16 protein-coding genes are annotated in these 17,536 nt (G+C 56.8%); 1 reads left to right on the top strand and 15 read right to left on the bottom strand.

Translation table 11 applies throughout. The features are described from left to right. Positions 1-6 precede the first annotated feature (6 nt). From ACQ4N8_RS04585 to ACQ4N8_RS04560, 6 genes are all read right to left on the bottom strand, one after another. Complete coding sequence (locus tag ACQ4N8_RS04585) at positions 7-1,458, bottom strand: PTS transporter subunit EIIC (protein ID WP_430703160.1); 1,452 nt, start codon at positions 1,456-1,458, stop codon at positions 7-9. Positions 1,459-1,470: 12 nt separating this feature from the next. After that, on the bottom strand, positions 1,471-2,394 hold the full coding sequence (gene murQ, locus ACQ4N8_RS04580; protein ID WP_430703159.1) for an N-acetylmuramic acid 6-phosphate etherase: 924 nt from the start codon (positions 2,392-2,394) through the stop codon (positions 1,471-1,473). Between the two features lie 221 nt (positions 2,395-2,615). After that, complete coding sequence (gene recG / locus ACQ4N8_RS04575) at positions 2,616-4,661, bottom strand: ATP-dependent DNA helicase RecG (RefSeq protein WP_430703181.1); 2,046 nt, start codon at positions 4,659-4,661, stop codon at positions 2,616-2,618. 59 nt (positions 4,662-4,720) lie between these two features. Further along, positions 4,721-5,590 (bottom strand): DegV family protein, encoded by an 870-nt coding sequence (locus tag ACQ4N8_RS04570; protein WP_430703158.1) that lies wholly within the window; start codon positions 5,588-5,590, stop codon positions 4,721-4,723. 23 nt (positions 5,591-5,613) lie between these two features. After that, positions 5,614-7,389, bottom strand: coding sequence for a DAK2 domain-containing protein (locus ACQ4N8_RS04565; protein WP_430703157.1), 1,776 nt, complete (start codon positions 7,387-7,389; stop codon positions 5,614-5,616). Positions 7,390-7,404: 15 nt separating this feature from the next. Then, on the bottom strand, positions 7,405-7,764 hold the full coding sequence (locus tag ACQ4N8_RS04560; RefSeq protein ID WP_430703156.1) for an Asp23/Gls24 family envelope stress response protein: 360 nt from the start codon (positions 7,762-7,764) through the stop codon (positions 7,405-7,407). A 276-nt stretch (positions 7,765-8,040) separates the two neighbouring features. Here ACQ4N8_RS04560 and rpmB point away from each other — a divergent pair, with 276 nt between their 5' ends. Beyond that, positions 8,041-8,229, top strand: a complete 189-nt coding sequence (gene rpmB, locus ACQ4N8_RS04555) for a 50S ribosomal protein L28 (protein ID WP_009225259.1) — start codon at positions 8,041-8,043, stop codon at positions 8,227-8,229. Between the two features lie 201 nt (positions 8,230-8,430). Here rpmB and spoVM read toward each other — a convergent pair whose 3' ends face one another. From spoVM to def, 9 genes are all read right to left on the bottom strand, one after another. Continuing rightward, positions 8,431-8,511: a stage V sporulation protein SpoVM gene (gene spoVM / locus ACQ4N8_RS04550; protein ID WP_036621610.1), complete on the bottom strand. Its 81-nt coding sequence runs from the start codon at positions 8,509-8,511 to the stop codon at positions 8,431-8,433. Between the two features lie 138 nt (positions 8,512-8,649). Next, positions 8,650-9,321 carry a ribulose-phosphate 3-epimerase gene (rpe, locus tag ACQ4N8_RS04545; protein WP_430703155.1) on the bottom strand — a complete coding sequence of 224 codons (672 nt, stop codon included), beginning with the start codon at positions 9,319-9,321 and terminating at the stop codon, positions 8,650-8,652. A gap of 4 nt (positions 9,322-9,325) precedes the next feature. Beyond that, positions 9,326-10,237, bottom strand: a complete 912-nt coding sequence (rsgA, locus tag ACQ4N8_RS04540) for a ribosome small subunit-dependent GTPase A (protein ID WP_430703154.1) — start codon at positions 10,235-10,237, stop codon at positions 9,326-9,328. Between the two features lie 32 nt (positions 10,238-10,269). Beyond that, positions 10,270-12,429 carry a Stk1 family PASTA domain-containing Ser/Thr kinase gene (gene pknB, locus ACQ4N8_RS04535; RefSeq protein ID WP_430703153.1) on the bottom strand — a complete coding sequence of 720 codons (2,160 nt, stop codon included), beginning with the start codon at positions 12,427-12,429 and terminating at the stop codon, positions 10,270-10,272. Continuing rightward, positions 12,426-13,199 carry a Stp1/IreP family PP2C-type Ser/Thr phosphatase gene (locus tag ACQ4N8_RS04530; RefSeq protein WP_430703152.1) on the bottom strand — a complete coding sequence of 258 codons (774 nt, stop codon included), beginning with the start codon at positions 13,197-13,199 and terminating at the stop codon, positions 12,426-12,428. The genes pknB and ACQ4N8_RS04530 overlap by 4 nt, the downstream gene beginning before the upstream one ends. Positions 13,200-13,205: 6 nt before the next feature. Continuing rightward, complete coding sequence (rlmN, locus tag ACQ4N8_RS04525; RefSeq protein ID WP_430703151.1) at positions 13,206-14,252, bottom strand: 23S rRNA (adenine(2503)-C(2))-methyltransferase RlmN; 1,047 nt, start codon at positions 14,250-14,252, stop codon at positions 13,206-13,208. A gap of 322 nt (positions 14,253-14,574) precedes the next feature. After that, a complete protein-coding gene (rsmB, locus tag ACQ4N8_RS04520; RefSeq protein ID WP_430703150.1) occupies positions 14,575-16,065 on the bottom strand; it encodes a 16S rRNA (cytosine(967)-C(5))-methyltransferase RsmB in 1,491 nt (496 codons plus the stop codon). Next, complete coding sequence (fmt, locus tag ACQ4N8_RS04515) at positions 16,062-17,021, bottom strand: methionyl-tRNA formyltransferase (protein WP_430703149.1); 960 nt, start codon at positions 17,019-17,021, stop codon at positions 16,062-16,064. Before fmt ends, rsmB begins: the two co-directional genes overlap by 4 nt. Positions 17,022-17,030: 9 nt before the next feature. Continuing rightward, a complete protein-coding gene (def, locus tag ACQ4N8_RS04510) occupies positions 17,031-17,513 on the bottom strand; it encodes a peptide deformylase (protein ID WP_430703148.1) in 483 nt (160 codons plus the stop codon). Positions 17,514-17,536 lie beyond the last annotated feature (23 nt).

The following is a 17,536-nucleotide window of genomic DNA, read 5'->3' as shown; positions in this document are numbered from 1 at the left end:
CTTCTATTATCTATTATGCTCTAAAAGCATCTGCTTTGTAAAACCAAAGAAATAAGTGAGCAAGAAACCGGCAATGTAAGAGATGATCAACCCGGACAAATAACCGAGTATCGTCATGCCAATCCCCATCGGGCCTTGAATCAGCGGAATGAGGACCAGACCGGAAGGACCGATCGCAACCGAACCGACGAAATTTCCCGTCATCGCGAACAAACCGAGCAGTGCTCCGCCAAAACCGCCACCGAGGCAAGCCGTTACAAACGGCCGGCCCAAAGGTAAGCTTACCCCGTAAATGAGGGGCTCGCCGATGCCGAGGAAGCCAACGGGCAACGCGCCCTTGATCATATTGCGCAATCGCGCGTTATGCTTCAGCTTGATGTAAATGGCGATAGCCGATCCGACCTGTCCTGCTCCCGCCATGGCCAGAATCGGCAGCAATGCCGTGTATCCGACCTGAGAAATCAATTCGGCGTGAATCGGGATCAGCGCCTGGTGCAAGCCGAACATGACCAGCGGCAGGAAGAGGGACGCCAGCACGTATCCCGAAAGCGGTCCGCCATGCGCCAGCAGCCATGTCGTTGCTTGTCCGATGCCCTGGGAGATGATGCCGCTGACCGGCATCAGGAAGAACACCGTAATTAAACCGACGACGATAAGCGAAACGGTAGGAGTTACAATGATATCGATGGCTGCCGGCATCCGTTTGCGGATCCATTTCTCCAGCAAAGAAATTAAGCCTGCGGCCAAGATCGCCCCGATGATCCCGCCTTGCCCCGCATTTAGCTTGATTTCGCCAAAGAGGGGATAGGTGTAAGAAATATTCGCCACCGCCGGCGCAACGATGATCGCCGCCACAGCGCCGCCGAGCGCTGGCGTACCTCCAAATTCTTTCGCTGCGTTGATCCCGGCAAAGATCGTCAAATACCCGAAAAACGCCGAACCGATAACGCCAATAATCGGTTGGAGAGTAACAAGCCAGTCCGCTCCGTTGCCGGAGGTAATCAGGTTGTTCATCAAACCGGCAATCCCGTTGATAATCCCGGCGCCAACCAAGGCCGGAATCAGCGGAATAAAGATGTTGCCGATTTTCCGCAAAAAGTTTTTAAACGGAGTGTTGTTTTTCTGCTTGAGCTCAGCCTTAATGTCGGAGCCGCCCCGAAGCGGAGCCGCCTTGCCGCCGGATGAAGCCCCTTCGCTGCCATTCCCCTCCGCCTGCAGAAGTTTGCCGAATTCCTCCGCCACCTTATTGACTACGCCCGGACCAAGGATAATTTGGTAGGTCTCGTCATCGACCACACCGAGTACCCCGTCGATTTGTTTCAATCCGGCCTCGTCGATCCGGCCGCGATCTAAGGTCGAAACGCGCAGCCGGGTCATGCAGTTCGTAAATTGTTCCACATTGCCGGAACCGCCGATTGATTCTAAAATACTTTTTGCCATAACCTCAAATTTACTCATCGGTTAGCCTCCTTACCCGTATATGTGGTCTTGTTCTTGTTTAATCGCGCCCTTCACTGCCTTGCCGATGAAACCATGGTTCCGCTCCAATTTTTCCTGCGCTTCTGCATACGTGCATCCTGTCAGTATCATCAGAATCGCCGGTTTTGGCTTCCCTTCGGCAAGGTGCAGGGCATGTCCGGCGGTATCGGAATCGCACGCGGTCGCTTCCATCACGATCCGCTTGGCCCGCTCCGCCAGTTTTTCATTCGTGGGCTGCACGTCGACCATCAAATTGCCGTAAACCTTGCCCAAGCCGATCATCGAAGCGGTAGACAGCATATTGCAGACAAGCTTCTGCGAGGTTCCCGCCTTTAACCGCGTCGACCCGGTCAATACTTCGGGGCCGTTCTCAATCTCGATGGCAATATCGGCTTTGGGGCTGATCGCCGCGTTTTTGTTGCAACTGATGCTGATCGTTGTTGCGCCGATACGCTTCGCGTATTCCAGCCCGCCGATCACGTAAGGCGTACGGCCGCTGGCGGCCAATCCGACGACCGCATCATTCGCAGTGAGGTTAAGGTTCTGCAAATCAGCCATTCCAAGCTCGGCCCGGTCCTCCGCCCCCTCTACCGCTTTGATGAAAGCGTTGCTTCCTCCAGCGATGAGTCCAACAACCAGATCCGGGGAAGTACCGAAGGTCGGCGGACATTCCACCGCATCCAGCAGCCCGATCCGTCCGCTCGTTCCGGCCCCCATATAGATCAGCCGGCCTCCGAGACGCAGGGAATCCGTAATGGCCTTAACCGCTTCCGCAATTCTCGGAATCTCTTTTTTTACGGCTCCGGCCACTTTCGCGTCTTCCTCATTCATCACCGTAAGCAATTCGGCAACGTTCATTTCGTCCAAGCTCATCGTCCGTTCGTTTCTTGCCTCGGTTGTCAGATTTTCCAGCATTTGAGACTCTCCTTTGATGTAAGAAATTCAGTGCTTGTAACCGCTTGCGACTCGATTATAAATCATTCGACATAATATTTCAATATATTATTTATTAACTGAAATTATATTTCAGCAAGATGTCATAGATTTTGCATTTCTATCCCCTTATTCTCATTAATTTGCACAAAAAAACCATCCGATTTGACCTCGGACGGTTCTCCATTTTATTCCTTTTCTCGCTAATCGATCAACTCACCCTGAAAAACCTGTTCCCGCCGCAGGTATTCCCGCAGCGGCCCATACTCCGGCGACGTCCAGAAGGACTCGCCCGCGACCATCCGGTTGGCGTCATCCCGCGCCGCCTCCAACACCGCATAGTCGCTGACCATGTCCGCGACGCGAAATTCCGGCACGCCGCTTTGCTTCGTGCCGAAAAAATCCCCGGGACCGCGCAGCTCCAGGTCCCGCCTCGCCACTTCGAAGCCGTCGTCCGTATCGGTCATGACCTTCATCCGCTCCTGACCCACCTCCGACTTCGGATCGGCGATAAGCACGCAATACGACGCGTGCTCCCCCCGGCCCACGCGTCCGCGCAGCTGGTGAAGCTGGGACAAGCCGAAGCGATCGGCGTCCATCACGATCATCAGCGTCGCGTTAGGCACGTCGACGCCGACCTCGACCACGGTCGTCGACACCAGCAATTGCACCTCGTTATCGTAAAACGCGCGCATCACTTCATCCTTCTCGGCGGCAGTCATCCGGCCGTGCAGCAGGCCGACCCGAAAATCCGGAAACGCCTGCTGCATCGAGACGTACAGATCGATCGCGTTCTGCACGTCCAGCTTGTCCGATTCCTCGATTAACGGACAGATCACGTAAGCCTGGCGACCTAACGCTACCTCCCGGGAAATAAAACCAAGCACGCGGTCCATCATACTATGCTTGACCCAATACGTGGAGATCGGTTTGCGCCCCTTCGGCCGCTCCGACAGCGTCGACACGTCCATATCGCCGAATGCGGTGATCGCCAGCGTGCGGGGGATCGGCGTCGCCGTCATCGTCAGCACATCGGGATTAAAGCCCTTGCGCCGCAAAATGCTGCGCTGGTTGACGCCGAACCGGTGCTGCTCGTCGGTGACGACCAGGCTAAGCGAGCGAAAGAACACGTCCTCCTGGATCAGCGCATGCGTCCCGACGACGATATCGGTCAGCCCCATCTGCATCGAGCCGAGCAGGTCCTTGCGCTTGCGCCCCGTCACGCTGCCGGTCAAGAGTCCGACCGTAATGCCGAAGGGCTCGAACAACCGGGTGAGCGAACGGACATGCTGCTCCGCCAAAATTTCCGTCGGCACCATAAACGCGCCCTGATGCCCCGACTTCACGGCCGCATACAAAGCAATCGCCGCGATGACCGTTTTGCCCGAGCCGACATCCCCCTGCAGCAGCCGATTCATGCAAAAAGGGGAGCGCATGTCCTGCAAAATCTCCAGCTCCACCTTCTTCTGCGCATCGGTCAGCTCAAACGGCAGGCTGCGCACGAAGTCGCGAACCGTGGCGTTGTCCGCGGTATGGGCCACCCCGTCCATGCGCTCATGGTTCATTGCCCGGTACGCCTGCAGCTTGAGCTGAAACAGGAACAACTCTTCGTACACCATGCGGCGCCGGGCCCGTTGGCCCTCCTCGTTGTCCTGAGGCTGATGAAGCCGCAGGATCGCCGCCTTCCGGGCCATTAGATCGTATTTGCGCAGCAGCTCGGGCGGCAGGTTCTCCGGGATCATTTCCCCGTACTGCTGCAAAGCTTGTCCGATCGTTTTGCGTATCCACGCCTGCGTGATTTTCCCGCCTACGGAATACACCGGCTGCAGGCTGCCGCTGCGCAGCGTCCCCCGGTCCGGGAATTCGGAATCCGTCACGGTCAGCTGGCTGCGGCGCATATCCCATTTTCCCGTCAGAATGATTTCCCTTCCCGCGGTCAACTGGTCCTTCAAAAAATGGCGGTTAAACCAGGTCGCCGTGAACATCCAGTCCTCCGCAACCATTTTGCACGTCAACCTGGATTTGCGCCCGTACCGCTGCAAGACCGGAAGGCCGATGATTTTCGCCTGAACCGTTACTTTATCGCCGTCCTTCGCCTCGGTGAGGGAACGCAGCCGATAGTCCTCGTACCGGAACGGATAATATTCGATTAAATCTTGTACCGTAAAGATGCCAAAGGCGTGAAGCTCTCCTTGTTTAAGAGCGCTCACGCCGCTGACTTGCTTCACGGGGATGTCATGCAATTCCATCAAACCCATAACATAAATCCCTCGCTTTATAGAAATCCGGTGAAAACTGCACCGGACTTTTAAGCTGGCCAAATAAAGGTCGCCACGGTGCCGGGCCCGACATGCGTGCCCACGACGGCGCCGATGCTGGTGCGAACGACTTCATGCAGCGTGAAATGCTGGCGCAGCAGCTCTAGCATTTCCTCGACCCCTTCCGGATTGACGCAATCGCATACGGCGACATTGATGTCTTTGAGGTCGCCAAAATCATTCACGAACAAATCGATCACGCGGGATACCGCTTTTTTGCGGCCCCGAACCTTATCGACGGCGTAGATGACGCCCTCCTGATCCACCGACAAAATCGGCTTGATGTTGAGCAGCGTACCGAGGATCGCCGCGGCTTTGCCGATGCGACCGCCTTTTTGCAAATACTCCAGCGTATCGACTAGAAAGTACAGCCGCCGGCTTTTCCCTAAACGTTCGACCTCGGCGCGGATTTCCTCCACCGAAGCTCCCTGCTTCGCCATGCGCGCGGCCTGCACGACCTGCAGACCGAATCCGTACGTAGCGCAAAGCGAGTCGATGACCGTAATGTCCATCGGCGCTCCAAGCTCTTCCTCCAGCATATCTTTGGCAAGAACGGCGGATTGATAAGTCCCGCTCATGCCGGAAGAAATGTGAATCGAGATGATCGGCGAACCGGGGTACGCCCCCATCAGATTGCGGTACACCTCCACGTATTGAGACGGGGAAGTTTGCGATGTCGTCGGCAATTCCTTGGACTTCGTCAGTTTGTCGTAGAACTCCTCCGCGGTGATGTCGATGCCTTCGAGAAAAGATTGTTCGCCGAAGGCCAGCCGCATCGGGACGATATGAATACCGTATTCCGAAACGACGTCCTGCGGGACATCCGCCGTACTGTCGGCAATAATGACAGCCTGCTTCATAGGTATCTACATCCTCTCATTGGTCAGGATTCTACCGAAAACAAATAATAATAAATCGGTTGTCCGCCGTTATGGACCTCCACTTCGACGTCGGGATACTCCTCATGAATCCAGGCTACGAGCGCATCTGTCATTTCCCCGGTTGCTTCTTCGCCTACCAGAATCGTTACGATTTCATCCCCGCCGGCCAGCATTTTGCCGAGCAGGCCCTGACTGGTTTCCAGCAAGCCTTCCTCCGTGGCCACGATCTTGGAATCGGCAATGCCGATGTAATGCCCCGCCGTAATTTCCAGATCGTCAAACATCGTATCGCGGATCGCGTAGGTCACTTGACCCGTTTTCACGCTTTGCACCGCATTCAGCATATTGTCCTGATTGGACTCCACGCCTTCTTCCTCCTGAAAGGCAAACGCGGCGGCAATCCCTTGCGGAATGCTCTTGCTTGGAATCACGATGACGCTGCGTTCCCCTTCAAGCAAATCGCTTGCTTGCTGAGCGGCCAAAATGATATTGGAATTATTCGGCAACACGAATACGTGCTGGGCCGAAATCGACTCAATCGCTTTCACGAAATCCTCGGTGCTCGGGTTCATCGTCTGGCCGCCGGACAATACGACGTCCACGCCCAAGCTGGTAAAGATATCCGATATCCCTTGTCCCGAAGCGACGGCGATAAAACCGTAAGGAGCCAACTCGTCGGCCGGCAGCTCAGCCGGATCGACCGGTCGGGCCGGTTCGGCCGGAATGTCGGCAAACAGCTCCGGCATCGGTGCGGCGTCCATACCCGCCGTCAGCAAATCCCGGTGCTGCTCGCGCATATTCAAAATATGAATTTGCGTAATTTCCCCGTAACGAAGCGCCAAATTCAGTACCTCGCCCGGTGTTTTGGAGTGAACATGCACCTTGATGATTTCGTCGTCCGCAATGACGATGATGGAATCGCCATTAACCGAAAGCGCTTTCCGGAACTGATCCTCGTCAAATACGGCATTGTTGATTTCACCGACTTTACGATTGATGAAAAATTCCATATCGTATAAGAACTCGATATCCTCGGTTTCCAGCTTCGCCTGTGCCGAAGCCGGAACATGCACGGCTGCGGCTTGCACCTTCTCGCGAATGTCCTGCACCGCGGTATGTGAAGGAGCTTGTCCCAGCGCCGCTGCCGCCTGAACGCTGGCCCCGCTGGTTAGCCACTCCAAAAATCCCTCATAAATATAAACAAGTCCCTGACCGCCCGAATCCACGACACCAACTTGTTTCAGCACAGGAAGCAATTCCGGCGTCCCCGCCAGGGCTTCCTTCGCCTTGGCCAGCACTTCGGTCATCAGCTCCGTGATATCATGGGTTCTGCGCGCATAAAATACCGCGTGCTTGGCGGCTTCCTTCGCCACCGTCAAAATCGTGCCTTCCACCGGCTTGACGACCGCCTTATAGGCGGTATCCACGCCGCTTTGCAAAGCGGAGGCGAATTGAATCGTATTCAATTCTTCCAATGAGGCGGCATAACGGCTGAAGCCGCGGAACAGCTGGGACAAAATGACGCCGGAATTCCCGCGCGCTCCCATCAAAAGACCCTTGGACAAGGTTCCCGCTCTGCTGCCTAATCCTCCCGCACCATGGTTTTTCAACTCCGTTACGCCTGCCGTCATCGTCAAATTCATATTCGTGCCGGTATCCCCGTCGGGAACCGGGAATACATTTAGGGAATTGACGTGCTCAGCATGCTCCGCCAGACGCAGTGCGCCAGCCAATACCATTGCGGTGAAATCTGTTCCATTTAAAGAACGCTTACTCAATGAAAATTCCCCTTCCTAGCTTGATACACGTACGCCTTGGACAGCGATATTGACCTGATCCACTTCGAGTCCAACGATTTCACTTAACACGTATTTCACTTTGAGCTGTATGTTGTGTGCGACCTCGGAAATTTTCGTGCCATAACTGACTATAATATAAAGATGAATAGCTAATCGATGATTATCCAGGTTCACTTCCACACCCCGGGCCAAATTCTCCCGCCCCAGCAATTCGGCAATGCCGTCCTTAAACTGCTTTCGGCTTGCCATACCTACCAGTCCATAACACTCCATGGCGGCCGATCCGGCGATAACCTTGATGGCTTCATCCGAAATGTCGATCTGTCCATATTCGGTCTTAAGTTCTACAGCCACGCCTGCATCCACTCCTCCCTAGAAATTATTATGGACTAAACTATATTGTACTATAAGAGCAGAGAGAAATAAATAAAAGAGTCGGCTACGATATCTGTTGACGGGGCTTTTTTTACTGTGATATTATATATAAGTATTGTTTTATGCGGTTTCTATTGCCGGGACACGTGCCCGCTTTGGAAATGATCGGCGGAAGGCCGGCTTGAACAATAACTGTGAACGCGAAAATAAACTGTTATTTTCAAGACAGGTGTACTGGAACAGGAGGTGTAATGAATGGCTCGCAAATGTTATGTGACTGGCAAAAAGCCAGGCAGCGGTAACCATGTATCTCACGCAAACAATCGCAATCGGCGCTCTTGGGGCGTAAACGTGCAGAAGGTTCGGATCTTGGTAGACGGTAAACCTAAACGCGTATACGTCAGCACTCGGGCTTTGAAATCCGGTAAAGTGACCCGCGTGTAATGTCGGGACGAGACCTATAGACAAAAAGCACCTTTTCCAATAGAGGTGCTTTTTTATTGCGCTTTTTCATGAAGTTTAAGTTTTCCAAGGAAGCCGAATGATCTGTTCGCTTGCGGGGCGGCCCTTGCGACCTTCATGGCGGGAACCGCCAGGCGCGCCCTTTCGCTGCTTGCGGCGGTGCCCAAGAAGCAAGCCCGTCTGCTAGTTTTTGTGAAACGTGTTTAGAACGGCTTTGACGAATCCTCCCAAAAACTTAGGCAGCTTGAATGTGTAAAATTTCATCGTTCACCCTCCCTATCGTGCTCATGCCTTCACCCATATTCTATGTTCGATGTCATTTACCCGTGTATTCCCGCCACAAAAAAAAGGCTACATGAGAACCTTGCTCATGTAACCCATTGTATGCGCCTCATCTTCCGCCTATGCCAATCCGCCAAGGCTCTCCCGGATTTCTCCCATCGCTGCGCGGCGGTCGGCTTGGCCGAATACCGCATTGCCGGCAACCAGCACATCGGCCCCCGCTTCCACGACCAGCGGAGCCGTAGCCGCGGAAATGCCGCCATCCACTTCGATTCGTAATTCCGCAAGCCCCAGTTCGTCTTTCCAGGCTTTCAGCTGGCGGATTTTACGCAGCGTGCCCGGAATGAACGCCTGGCCGCCAAAGCCGGGATTCACCGTCATTACGAGAACAAGATCGACATCCTCCAATACCTCGCGGACAGCCGAAACCGGCGTGGCCGGATTAATCGCAACGCCCGCCTTAACCCCATGTTCCTTGATGAGATGCAGCACGCGATGCAAATGGACGCAGGCCTCCGCATGCACCGTAATGAGGTGAGCGCCCGCTTTGGCAAACGCCGGTACGTACTCCTCCGGTTTTTCGATCATCAGGTGGACGTCTAGCGGCAGCCGGGTTAACGGAGCAATTGCCTGCATGACCAGCGGCCCGAACGTCAGATTGGGTACGAAATGACCGTCCATGACGTCCACGTGCAGCCAATCCGCACCTCCCCGCTCAACATCGGCCACCTCTTCGCCCAGCTTGGCGAAGTCGGCCGACAAAATCGACGGTGCAACGAATATCTTGTTCATGAAGTTAATACCTCCGCTTCTTGTCCTTCATCTCTTCATGGAATTGTACATAATGCTCATACCGGCCGGCAGAAATCCGTCCTGCGTCCACCGCTTCTCTCACCTTGCAGCCCGGCTCGTGCAAATGGCTGCAGCCGCGGAACTTGCACGCCTCGGCATACTCCGCGAACTCGCGGAAACAGCCGGACAGCTCCTCCACGCCCAGCTCAAGGAAATCAAGCTGGCTGAAGCCCGGCGTATCGGCGACGTAGCCCCCGTTTTCCAGCTCGATCAGCTCCACATGCCGGGTCGTATGGCGGCCCCGGCCGAGCTTCAGGCTGATTTCGCTCGTCTCCAGCGACAGACCAAGCATGGCGTTCAGCAGCGACGATTTGCCGACCCCGGATTGACCCGAGAAGACGCTGATCTCCCCGGCCAGCCGGGATTTCACCTCGTCGGTTCCCGTCCCGGTGACCGAGCTGGTCACGATGACGTCGTAGCCGATCGAACGGTACAGTTCGCTGACCTGCGTGATGATTTCCGGAGCCGTCTCGGTTCCGTCTTCCTCCAGCAAATCCTCTTTCGTCAGGCAGATCAGCGCCCGCAGTCCGGCGTGCTCGATATGTACCAGGAACTTGTCCAGCAACTGCAAATTCAGATCCGGCTCCCGCAGCGAAAACAGCAGGACCGCGAGCTTGGCGTTGGCGACCGGCGGACGAACCAGCTCGGTTTCCCGCGGCAAAATTTCATCGACGGTCCCCTCCCCGTTTTCGGTAGGAGCATACATAACGCGGTCTCCTACCAACGGGGTAACGCCCTTCTTCTTGAATATGCCGCGGCCGCGGCACTGGACGTATCCGTCCTGCGCCGCGGACCGTTCGGTTGGTTTCACGTAATAGTATCCGCTTAATGCCTTAACAATCAAGCCTTCAGGCATACATGCCGGCCTCGCTTTCGTATCGGTCTGACTTAATCGCCATGGTTGTTCCCTTTCCCCGCTTTCCCTCTTCCGGCAGCTTTGCCTTGATCCTGGTAGAGTGAGGCGAGCTTGCCGGACAGAATCATGCCGGTATCGGGAGGGTTATCCCCCGAATCATCCATCGTATCCTCGTCCGTTCCCCCCTCTTGTCCGCCGTCCGGGAACTGCGGCACAGGTACGGTGCCTTGCTTGGCGTCAATATACGAAATCGGGTAAGTGTCCAACTGGACGCCGTCCCGCGAAACGGTCACGTAACCGTCCTTGTTAGGGGCCAGTACGAGATCCACCGCCAAGTACTGCGCTTTCCCAACCTTTTGCGTACCCCATTCCCGGCCTTCTCCGCGGGCATCGCCGTAAACGATGGTGTACTTGCTGATTTGGCCTTCCGCCGCCGGTGCCACCGGCACCTGGAACGTATAGTTGATCGCTTCCGGCGGATAACCGGTGCTGACGAATAACGTCACTTCCGAGGCCGAGGCAGGGTTCACCATGTCGTTAGGCGCATACGGCCACTGCTTCGTCACTTTGCCCGCTTCGACCTCAAAGCTCGCTTCCTCTTTGATCCCGTCGTCAGCCAACTCTAACCCCATGTCTCTTAACATTTTTTCCGCTTCCGCCTGCGTGTGGTTCATGAGGTCCGGCATGCTCACCTCGGCCGGTCCCGTGCTGACCTTCAGGACGACCTGCACCTCTTCCGGGTTAAATTCGGTATTGGCGTCCGGCGATTGGTCGATGACTTTGCCCGGCTCGACGTCGTCGTTGTTTTCTTCCGTTTTCTTCACCTGGGCCTCGTCCACGCCAAACCCCTTCAGCGTCTCCAGGGCCTCTTCGTAGGTCCCCGTCAACGCCGGCATCTTCTCCGGCGGTTTCGCCGTGCTGACCTTGATATCGATGGCCGAACCTTCCTTGACCATTGTGCCCTCCGGCTTGCTCTGTTCATATACAACGCCCTCGTCCACGCCTTCTTTATACTCGCGGGCAACGTCGCCCAGTTCGATGCCGGTATCCGACAGCGTTTTGATCGCATCCTGTTCCTGCATGTTCAAGACGCTTGGCACCTTCACTTCCGCCACGGTCACCAGGCTGGTAACGTACCAGGCGACGCCTGCCAAAGCCAGCAGGACGACCAGCGTCAAGCTGATCCATAGGGCCGGCTTCCCCCAGATCTTCTTCTTGTTCGGACCGCCGCTGTGCTCCTGAGGCGCCTGGTTGTCGCGCGTCAGCTTCGAAGCGCCCGCCGCCGCATGGTTCTGCGGACGGATCGCCGGAATAACGCGGGTGTTGTCTTCATCATCATCATCAATAAAGGCCAGTTTCGATTCCGTTTTTCTTTCCGGCAGCAGGCAGGTTTCAAGATCGCGCAGCATTTCCTTGGCGGATTGGTACCGCTCGCTCGGATTTTTGCGCATCGATTTGAGAATAATGTTTTCGACGCTTTGCGGAATCATCGGATTGACCGTCCGCGGTTCGTCGAAATGCTCCTGCAAATGCTTCAAGGCTACGCTGATCGGACTTTCGCCAAGGAACGGCAGTCGGCCCGTCAGCATTTGGTACAGAACGATCCCCAAAGAATAAAGGTCGGACTTCTCGCCCGTAGCGACGCCTTTGGCGTGCTCCGGCGAGAAATAGTGAACCGAGCCGACCACGGAACCGGTTTGCGTAATGGTAGCCGACGTCACGGCGCGGGCGATCCCGAAATCGGTTACCTTCACCCGCCCGTTGCGCCCCATCAAGATGTTATGCGGTTTAATATCGCGATGAATGATTTGATTATGATGGGCATGGTCCAACGCGTCGGCGATTTGCGATGCGACGCGGACGGCCTCGTCGACCTGGAGCGGCGCCCGCTCCTTGATGATCTCATTCAAGTTCTGGCCCTCGACGTACTCCATCACAATGTAGTGGATGTCTTCTTCCTGGCCGACATCGTACACGCTGACGATATTCGGATGCGACAAAGACGCGGCGGACTGCGCTTCCCGGCGGAAGCGCCGGATAAATTCCTCGTCATTCACAAATTGTTGACGCAGCACTTTGATGGCCACGTAGCGGTTCAGCAGAATATCCTGCGCTTTGTAGACAAGCGCCATGCCGCCTCCGCCGATCCGTTCAATGATTTGATAACGACCGCCCAATTCGTGTCCGATCATGAATTCCACTCCTTTATGCCTGACCCGGCATCCTCATGTTGTTCCAGCAGGGCGACGCTGATGTTGTCGTCGCCCCCCGCGCGCAGCGCCAGCTGGAGCAGGCGATCGGCACGATCGTTTAAGTTCAGATCGTCCGCGCCAAGCGTCAGGGTCATTTGTTCCGGCTTCACGTAATTGCTGAGCCCGTCGCTGCAGAGCAGCAGCATATCTCCGGGCTCCAGGGTCACCTGGTTCATGTCCACCTCGACCCGCTCGTCGGTGCCCAGCGCCCGGGTCACCACATTGCGATGCGGGTGGACGTTGGCTTCTTCCTCGCTGATCTGCTTGTTCTTCAGCAGTTCGTTCACCAGCGAATGGTCGTCGGTCAGTTGCACCAGTTCCCCTTGGTGGAACTTGTAAGCCCGGCTGTCGCCGATATGGGCGATCATCCCTTCGCGGTCGGCCAGGATAGCCGCCACGACGGTGGTCCCCATACTGTGATACTCGGTATGCTCCGACGCTTTGCGGAACACCACTTCATTGGCGTGGAGAATCGCTTTCTTCAACTCCTCGCCGCAAGCTGTCGCCGGCAATCCCGCCGGCAGCGCCTCCAGGTCGTGCGTAATCGTGTCTACCGCCAATCGGCTGGCAATTTCCCCGGCCTGATGGCCGCCCATTCCGTCGGCGACGATCCCCAGCGTGTAACCCTGCTCGAGCCGGGCTACCCAAGTGCAGTCCTCGTTCACGGAACGGACTCGTCCCACATCACTAACATATACCGTTTTAATCAAATTCGCTCACCTCGCACCAGACTCCATGTGCTTCGCCCGCAGTTGACCGCAGGCAGCGGCAATATCATGGCCTTGCTCCCGTCGAATCGTCACGTTGACGCCTTTATCCGCCAAAATGCGCTGAAATTGAAAAATATCGTTTCGCGACGTTCTTACGTACTTTCGCTCCGGCACATAGTTTACCGGAATCAAATTGACATGGCAAAGCATATCCTTCAAGACGCCGGCCAGTTCCTCCGCATGCTCCGGCTGGTCGTTGACGCCGCCGATCAAGGCATACTCGAACGTAATCCGGCGGCCGGTTTTGGCGATGTAATACCGCAGCGACTCCATTACGTCGTCAAACGGGAAGCGGCGGTTGACCGGCATGAGCTTGGAACGCAGCGCATCGTTCGGCGCATGGATCGAAATCGCCAGATTGATTTGCGTGTTCTCGTCGGCAAAGCGGTAAATGTTCGGGACAATCCCGCTCGTTGATACAGTAATATGCCGTTGCCCGATGTTCAAGCCCTTCTCATGGATCATAATGCGCAAAAATTTCATCGTGGCCTCGTAGTTTTCGAAGGGCTCCCCGGTCCCCATGATGACGATGCTGCTGACGCGTTCGCCGCGGGGATCGAGGATTTTCTGCGCCTGCACGACTTGGGCGACGATTTCGCCGGGCGTCAGATTGCGCTTCAGGCCGCCGAGCGTCGAGGCGCAGAACGTACAGCCCACTTTGCAGCCGACCTGGGTCGTCACGCAGATGCTGTTCCCGTAGTTATGCTTCATGATGACCGTTTCGATCGCGTGATCGTCGTGCAGCCCGAACAGGAACTTCACCGTTCCGTCCTTCGATTCCAGCTTCGTGATCTCATGCAAGGTGACGAACGCGAATTGCTCGTCCAGCTTCTGCCGCATCGCCTTGGACAGGTTGGTCATCTCCTCGAAAGAGGAGGCGCGCTTCGCGTACAGCCAGTCGAAGATTTGCCCGCCGCGGAAGGCCGGTTCTCCCTGCCGGACGGCCCAATCCTGCAACTCTTCCAACGTATAGTCATATATAAAAGGTTTCATGTTCACACACCTGTCCTAATTTTTATTTCGAATCATGCCAACTCATTCTTCCCATTTTATCATAAATCGCCATACTACTAAAGCCTGTGCGGATCAAGGCGTGTTTTTGATATCCTACGCCGGTAAACCGTACGGTAACCCGCCACATCCAAGGGCCATAATTTGGAGGCAGGACGATAAACCGCACCGCTCTCCGCCGCGGGAAGCTAGTGCCTCTTATGGCCATTTCTCGACTGTTGCCGCGACTTGCAGCCACTGCCATACGCGCCAAAAAGGCCAAGCCCGCCGTCGTAACGGCGGTCGCTTGACCTCCTCCAAACGTTTATGCGTCCGCGGCCTTCTTACGCAAACGGGCGATGAAAAAACCGTCGGAATGGGCATCCTGCGGCAAAATTTGCAGGCCGATGGCCGATCTTCCCGCGGTTCCGGCCAAAGGTCCCCTGGCCGGCTCATCCTCCGCCGGCTCGAACTCCGGATGGCGGCTCAAGAACCCGGCGACCATTTCGGCATTTTCGCTCGGCTCGACCGTGCAGGTACTGTATACAAGCAACCCGCCGGGCTTCAACAGCCCGCTGACCGCATCCAGAAGCACCCGCTGCACGCCGGCGATTTCCGCCACGTCGCCTGGGGTTTTCGCCCACTTCAAATCCGGCTTGCGACGAATGACGCCAAGTCCCGAGCATGGAGCGTCCAGCAAAATCCGGTCGAAGGAGGCGGGAAGACGCTCGTTCAACTTTAGCGCATCCCCCGTCATGGTGCTGACAACCTTACCCAATCCCAACCGGTCGGCGTGATCCTCGATCAGCTTGGCCTTATGCGGATGGATGTCATTGGCAACCACCTGCCCGCTTCCGCCCATGATCTCGGCGATATGGCATGTTTTCCCTCCGGGCGCCGCGCAGCAGTCCAGCACGGACATTCCCGGCTGCGGGTCGACGGCTTCGCCCACCAGCATCGAACTTTCATCCTGCACGGAAATAAGCCCTTCCCGGTACCAAGGAGTAAGCGCCATATTCCCGCCGCTATGTACGACGATGCCGTCGGGAGAGATTGGCGAAGCCGACGCCTCCAGGCCCTGCGTCTCCATCAGCCGCAGCACCTCCCCGCGGCTTGTCTTCGCCCGGTTCACCCGGACGCTGACCGAAGGCGGCTCGTTGTTGGCCCGGCACATCGCCTCGGCCGAAGCTTCGCCGTATTGCCCGATCCAGCGTGATACCAGCCACTCCGGATGCGAGTGCTCGAGAGCGATCCGCGTTACCGGCTCCAGATTCTCCGGCAAATGCAGCTCCTCCTTGCGGCGCAGCACGCTGCGGAGCACGCCGTTTACCATGCCGGAAATTCCTTGGTGGCCCCGCTTTTTGGCGATGTTCACCGCCTCGTTGACGACCGCGTGCGGAGGAATCCGGTCGAGGTAATACAGCTGGTAGAAGCTCAGCCGCAGCAAATTGCGAACCCAGGGAGCCAGCTTGGCCAACCCCTTTGTCACGAACGGTTCCAAAAAATAGTCGATCGTGTTAAGCCGCTGGATCGTCCCGTACACCAGCTCGGTGGCCAGCCCCGCATCCGGCCCGGACAGGCCCGATTTCTGCAGCGCCCCGTTCAGCAGGAGGTTGCTGTAGGCGCCTTCCTGCTCGACGGCGGTCAATACCTGCAGCGCCACATTCCGCGCCGACGGTTTTGCCGGGCCGCGACCGCCCCCCTGCGGAGATGATGCCGCCGGCTTATGGCCTTGGCGTCCCCCATCGCTTTTTCCTCCGGCACGCGCCGTTCCCCCGGGTCCTTGTCCGCCTTGACCGCTTCCGCCGCGGTTCATGACAGGACCGTTCCTTTCTTCATCACGCCGCCGCGGATGAATTCCTCGGCCTCCATCGCCTTTTTCCCGGCCGGCTGAACCCGGGTCAGCCGCACGGAGCCGTCTCCGGTCTTCACCTCGATGCCTTGCGGCGAAAGATCAAGCACCGTCCCCGGCGCTTGTCCGGACGCGCCTCCGTCCGCGTTCGCGGCGGCCCCGCCCTCCAAAGGCTTCGCGACCGCCCAGATCTTGAACACTTCGCCGTTCCAGGTCGTAAAGCCGCCGGCGAACGGCACCAGCCCCCGCACGCGGTCATAAATCGACCGCGAGCCGGCCGACCAATCGATGCGCTCGTCCTCGCGCTTCAGATTGGAGGCATACGTCGATTCCGCATCGTTCTGCGGAATCCGTGCCGCCGTGCCGGCCAGGATCAGCGGAAGCTGCGTAAGCAGCAGCTTCGCCCCGGCTTCGCTCAGCTTCTCGAACAACGTGCCTGACGTATCCTCATCCTCGATCGGAACGACCGACTTGGCGATCATGTCGCCGGTATCGAGACCCTCGGCCATGTACATCAAGGTAATGCCGGTTTCTTTCTCGCCGTTAATGATCGCCCGCTGAATCGGCGCGCCGCCGCGGTATTTCGGCAGCAGCGAGCCGTGCACGTTCAAACAGCCGTACTGCGGCATCTCAAGCACGCCTTTCGGCAGGATTTGGCCATACGCCGCGGTCACGATCAAATCGGGGCGCAGCGCCGCCACTTCCGCCACCGCTTCCGGAGCACGCATCCGCGCCGGCTGCAAGACGGGAAGCCCGTGCCGCAAAGCAGCCTCCTTCACCGGCGTCGGCGTCAGCACTTTCTTCCGCCCTTGCGGACGATCCGGCTGGGTCACGACGCCCACCACGTTATAGCCTTCGCTCAGCAAAGCCTCCAGCGAAGGCACCGCAAACGCCGGCGTTCCCATAAATACGATATTCATCGAGCGAGGTCACTCCTTCTCTTCACCCTCAGGGGTTATTTCGTACACTCTTTCCGCGACATCCGTATAGAGAACGCCGTTCAAATGATCGATTTCGTGCTGAAAAGCTCTCGCCAGCAGCTCGGAGCCCGTGTACGACACTTCTTTTCCGTTTCGGTCCAGTCCCTTGACCGTCACCGTCATCGCCCGGCGGACATCCCCGCGGTATCCGGGAATGCTAAGGCAACCTTCCGGTCCGAACTGCTCGCCTTCCGTGGATACGATCTCCGGATTGATCAGCTCGATCAGCCCGTTCTCGTCGCCCACGTCGACCACGATAAGCCGTTTCAGAATGCCGACCTGCGGCGCGGCAAGCCCCACTCCCTCCGCGTCGTACATCGTATCCGCCATATCGGAAAGCAGCTTTTGCACGTTTGGCGTAATTTTTCTAACTTCCTTCGCTACTTGGTGCAGCACCTCATCGGGTTCATGAACAATAATGCGAATTGCCATCATGGCACTCCCCTTCCCGTCTT

Source organism: Paenibacillus macerans (assembly GCF_050565405.1).
In the GTDB taxonomy this organism is placed as follows: Bacteria; Bacillota; Bacilli; order Paenibacillales; family Paenibacillaceae; genus Fontibacillus; species Fontibacillus macerans_B.
Note: the sequence above shows the minus strand (reverse complement) of the source record. Positions and strands in the feature narration are given on the sequence as shown.

Bases quoted from the DNA above. Each gene is read 5' to 3' on its own strand.
- ACQ4N8_RS04585 (WP_430703160.1), bottom strand. From the start codon at position 1,458: ATGAGTAAATTTGAGGTTATGGCAAAAAGTATTTTAGAATCAATCGGC.
- murQ (WP_430703159.1), bottom strand. From the start codon at position 2,394: ATGCTGGAAAATCTGACAACCGAGGCAAGAAACGAACGGACGATGAGC.
- recG (WP_430703181.1), bottom strand. From the start codon at position 4,661: ATGGAATTGCATGACATCCCCGTGAAGCAAGTCAGCGGCGTGAGCGCT.
- ACQ4N8_RS04570 (WP_430703158.1), bottom strand. From the start codon at position 5,590: ATGAAGCAGGCTGTCATTATTGCCGACAGTACGGCGGATGTCCCGCAG.
- rpmB (WP_009225259.1), top strand. From the start codon at position 8,041: ATGGCTCGCAAATGTTATGTGACTGGCAAAAAGCCAGGCAGCGGTAAC.
- spoVM (WP_036621610.1), bottom strand. From the start codon at position 8,511: ATGAAATTTTACACATTCAAGCTGCCTAAGTTTTTGGGAGGATTCGTC.
- rpe (WP_430703155.1), bottom strand. From the start codon at position 9,321: ATGAACAAGATATTCGTTGCACCGTCGATTTTGTCGGCCGACTTCGCC.
- rsgA (WP_430703154.1), bottom strand. From the start codon at position 10,237: ATGCCTGAAGGCTTGATTGTTAAGGCATTAAGCGGATACTATTACGTG.
- pknB (WP_430703153.1), bottom strand. From the start codon at position 12,429: ATGATCGGACACGAATTGGGCGGTCGTTATCAAATCATTGAACGGATC.
- rlmN (WP_430703151.1), bottom strand. From the start codon at position 14,252: ATGAAACCTTTTATATATGACTATACGTTGGAAGAGTTGCAGGATTGG.
- rsmB (WP_430703150.1), bottom strand. From the start codon at position 16,065: ATGAACCGCGGCGGAAGCGGTCAAGGCGGACAAGGACCCGGGGGAACG.
- fmt (WP_430703149.1), bottom strand. From the start codon at position 17,021: ATGAATATCGTATTTATGGGAACGCCGGCGTTTGCGGTGCCTTCGCTG.
- def (WP_430703148.1), bottom strand. From the start codon at position 17,513: ATGGCAATTCGCATTATTGTTCATGAACCCGATGAGGTGCTGCACCAA.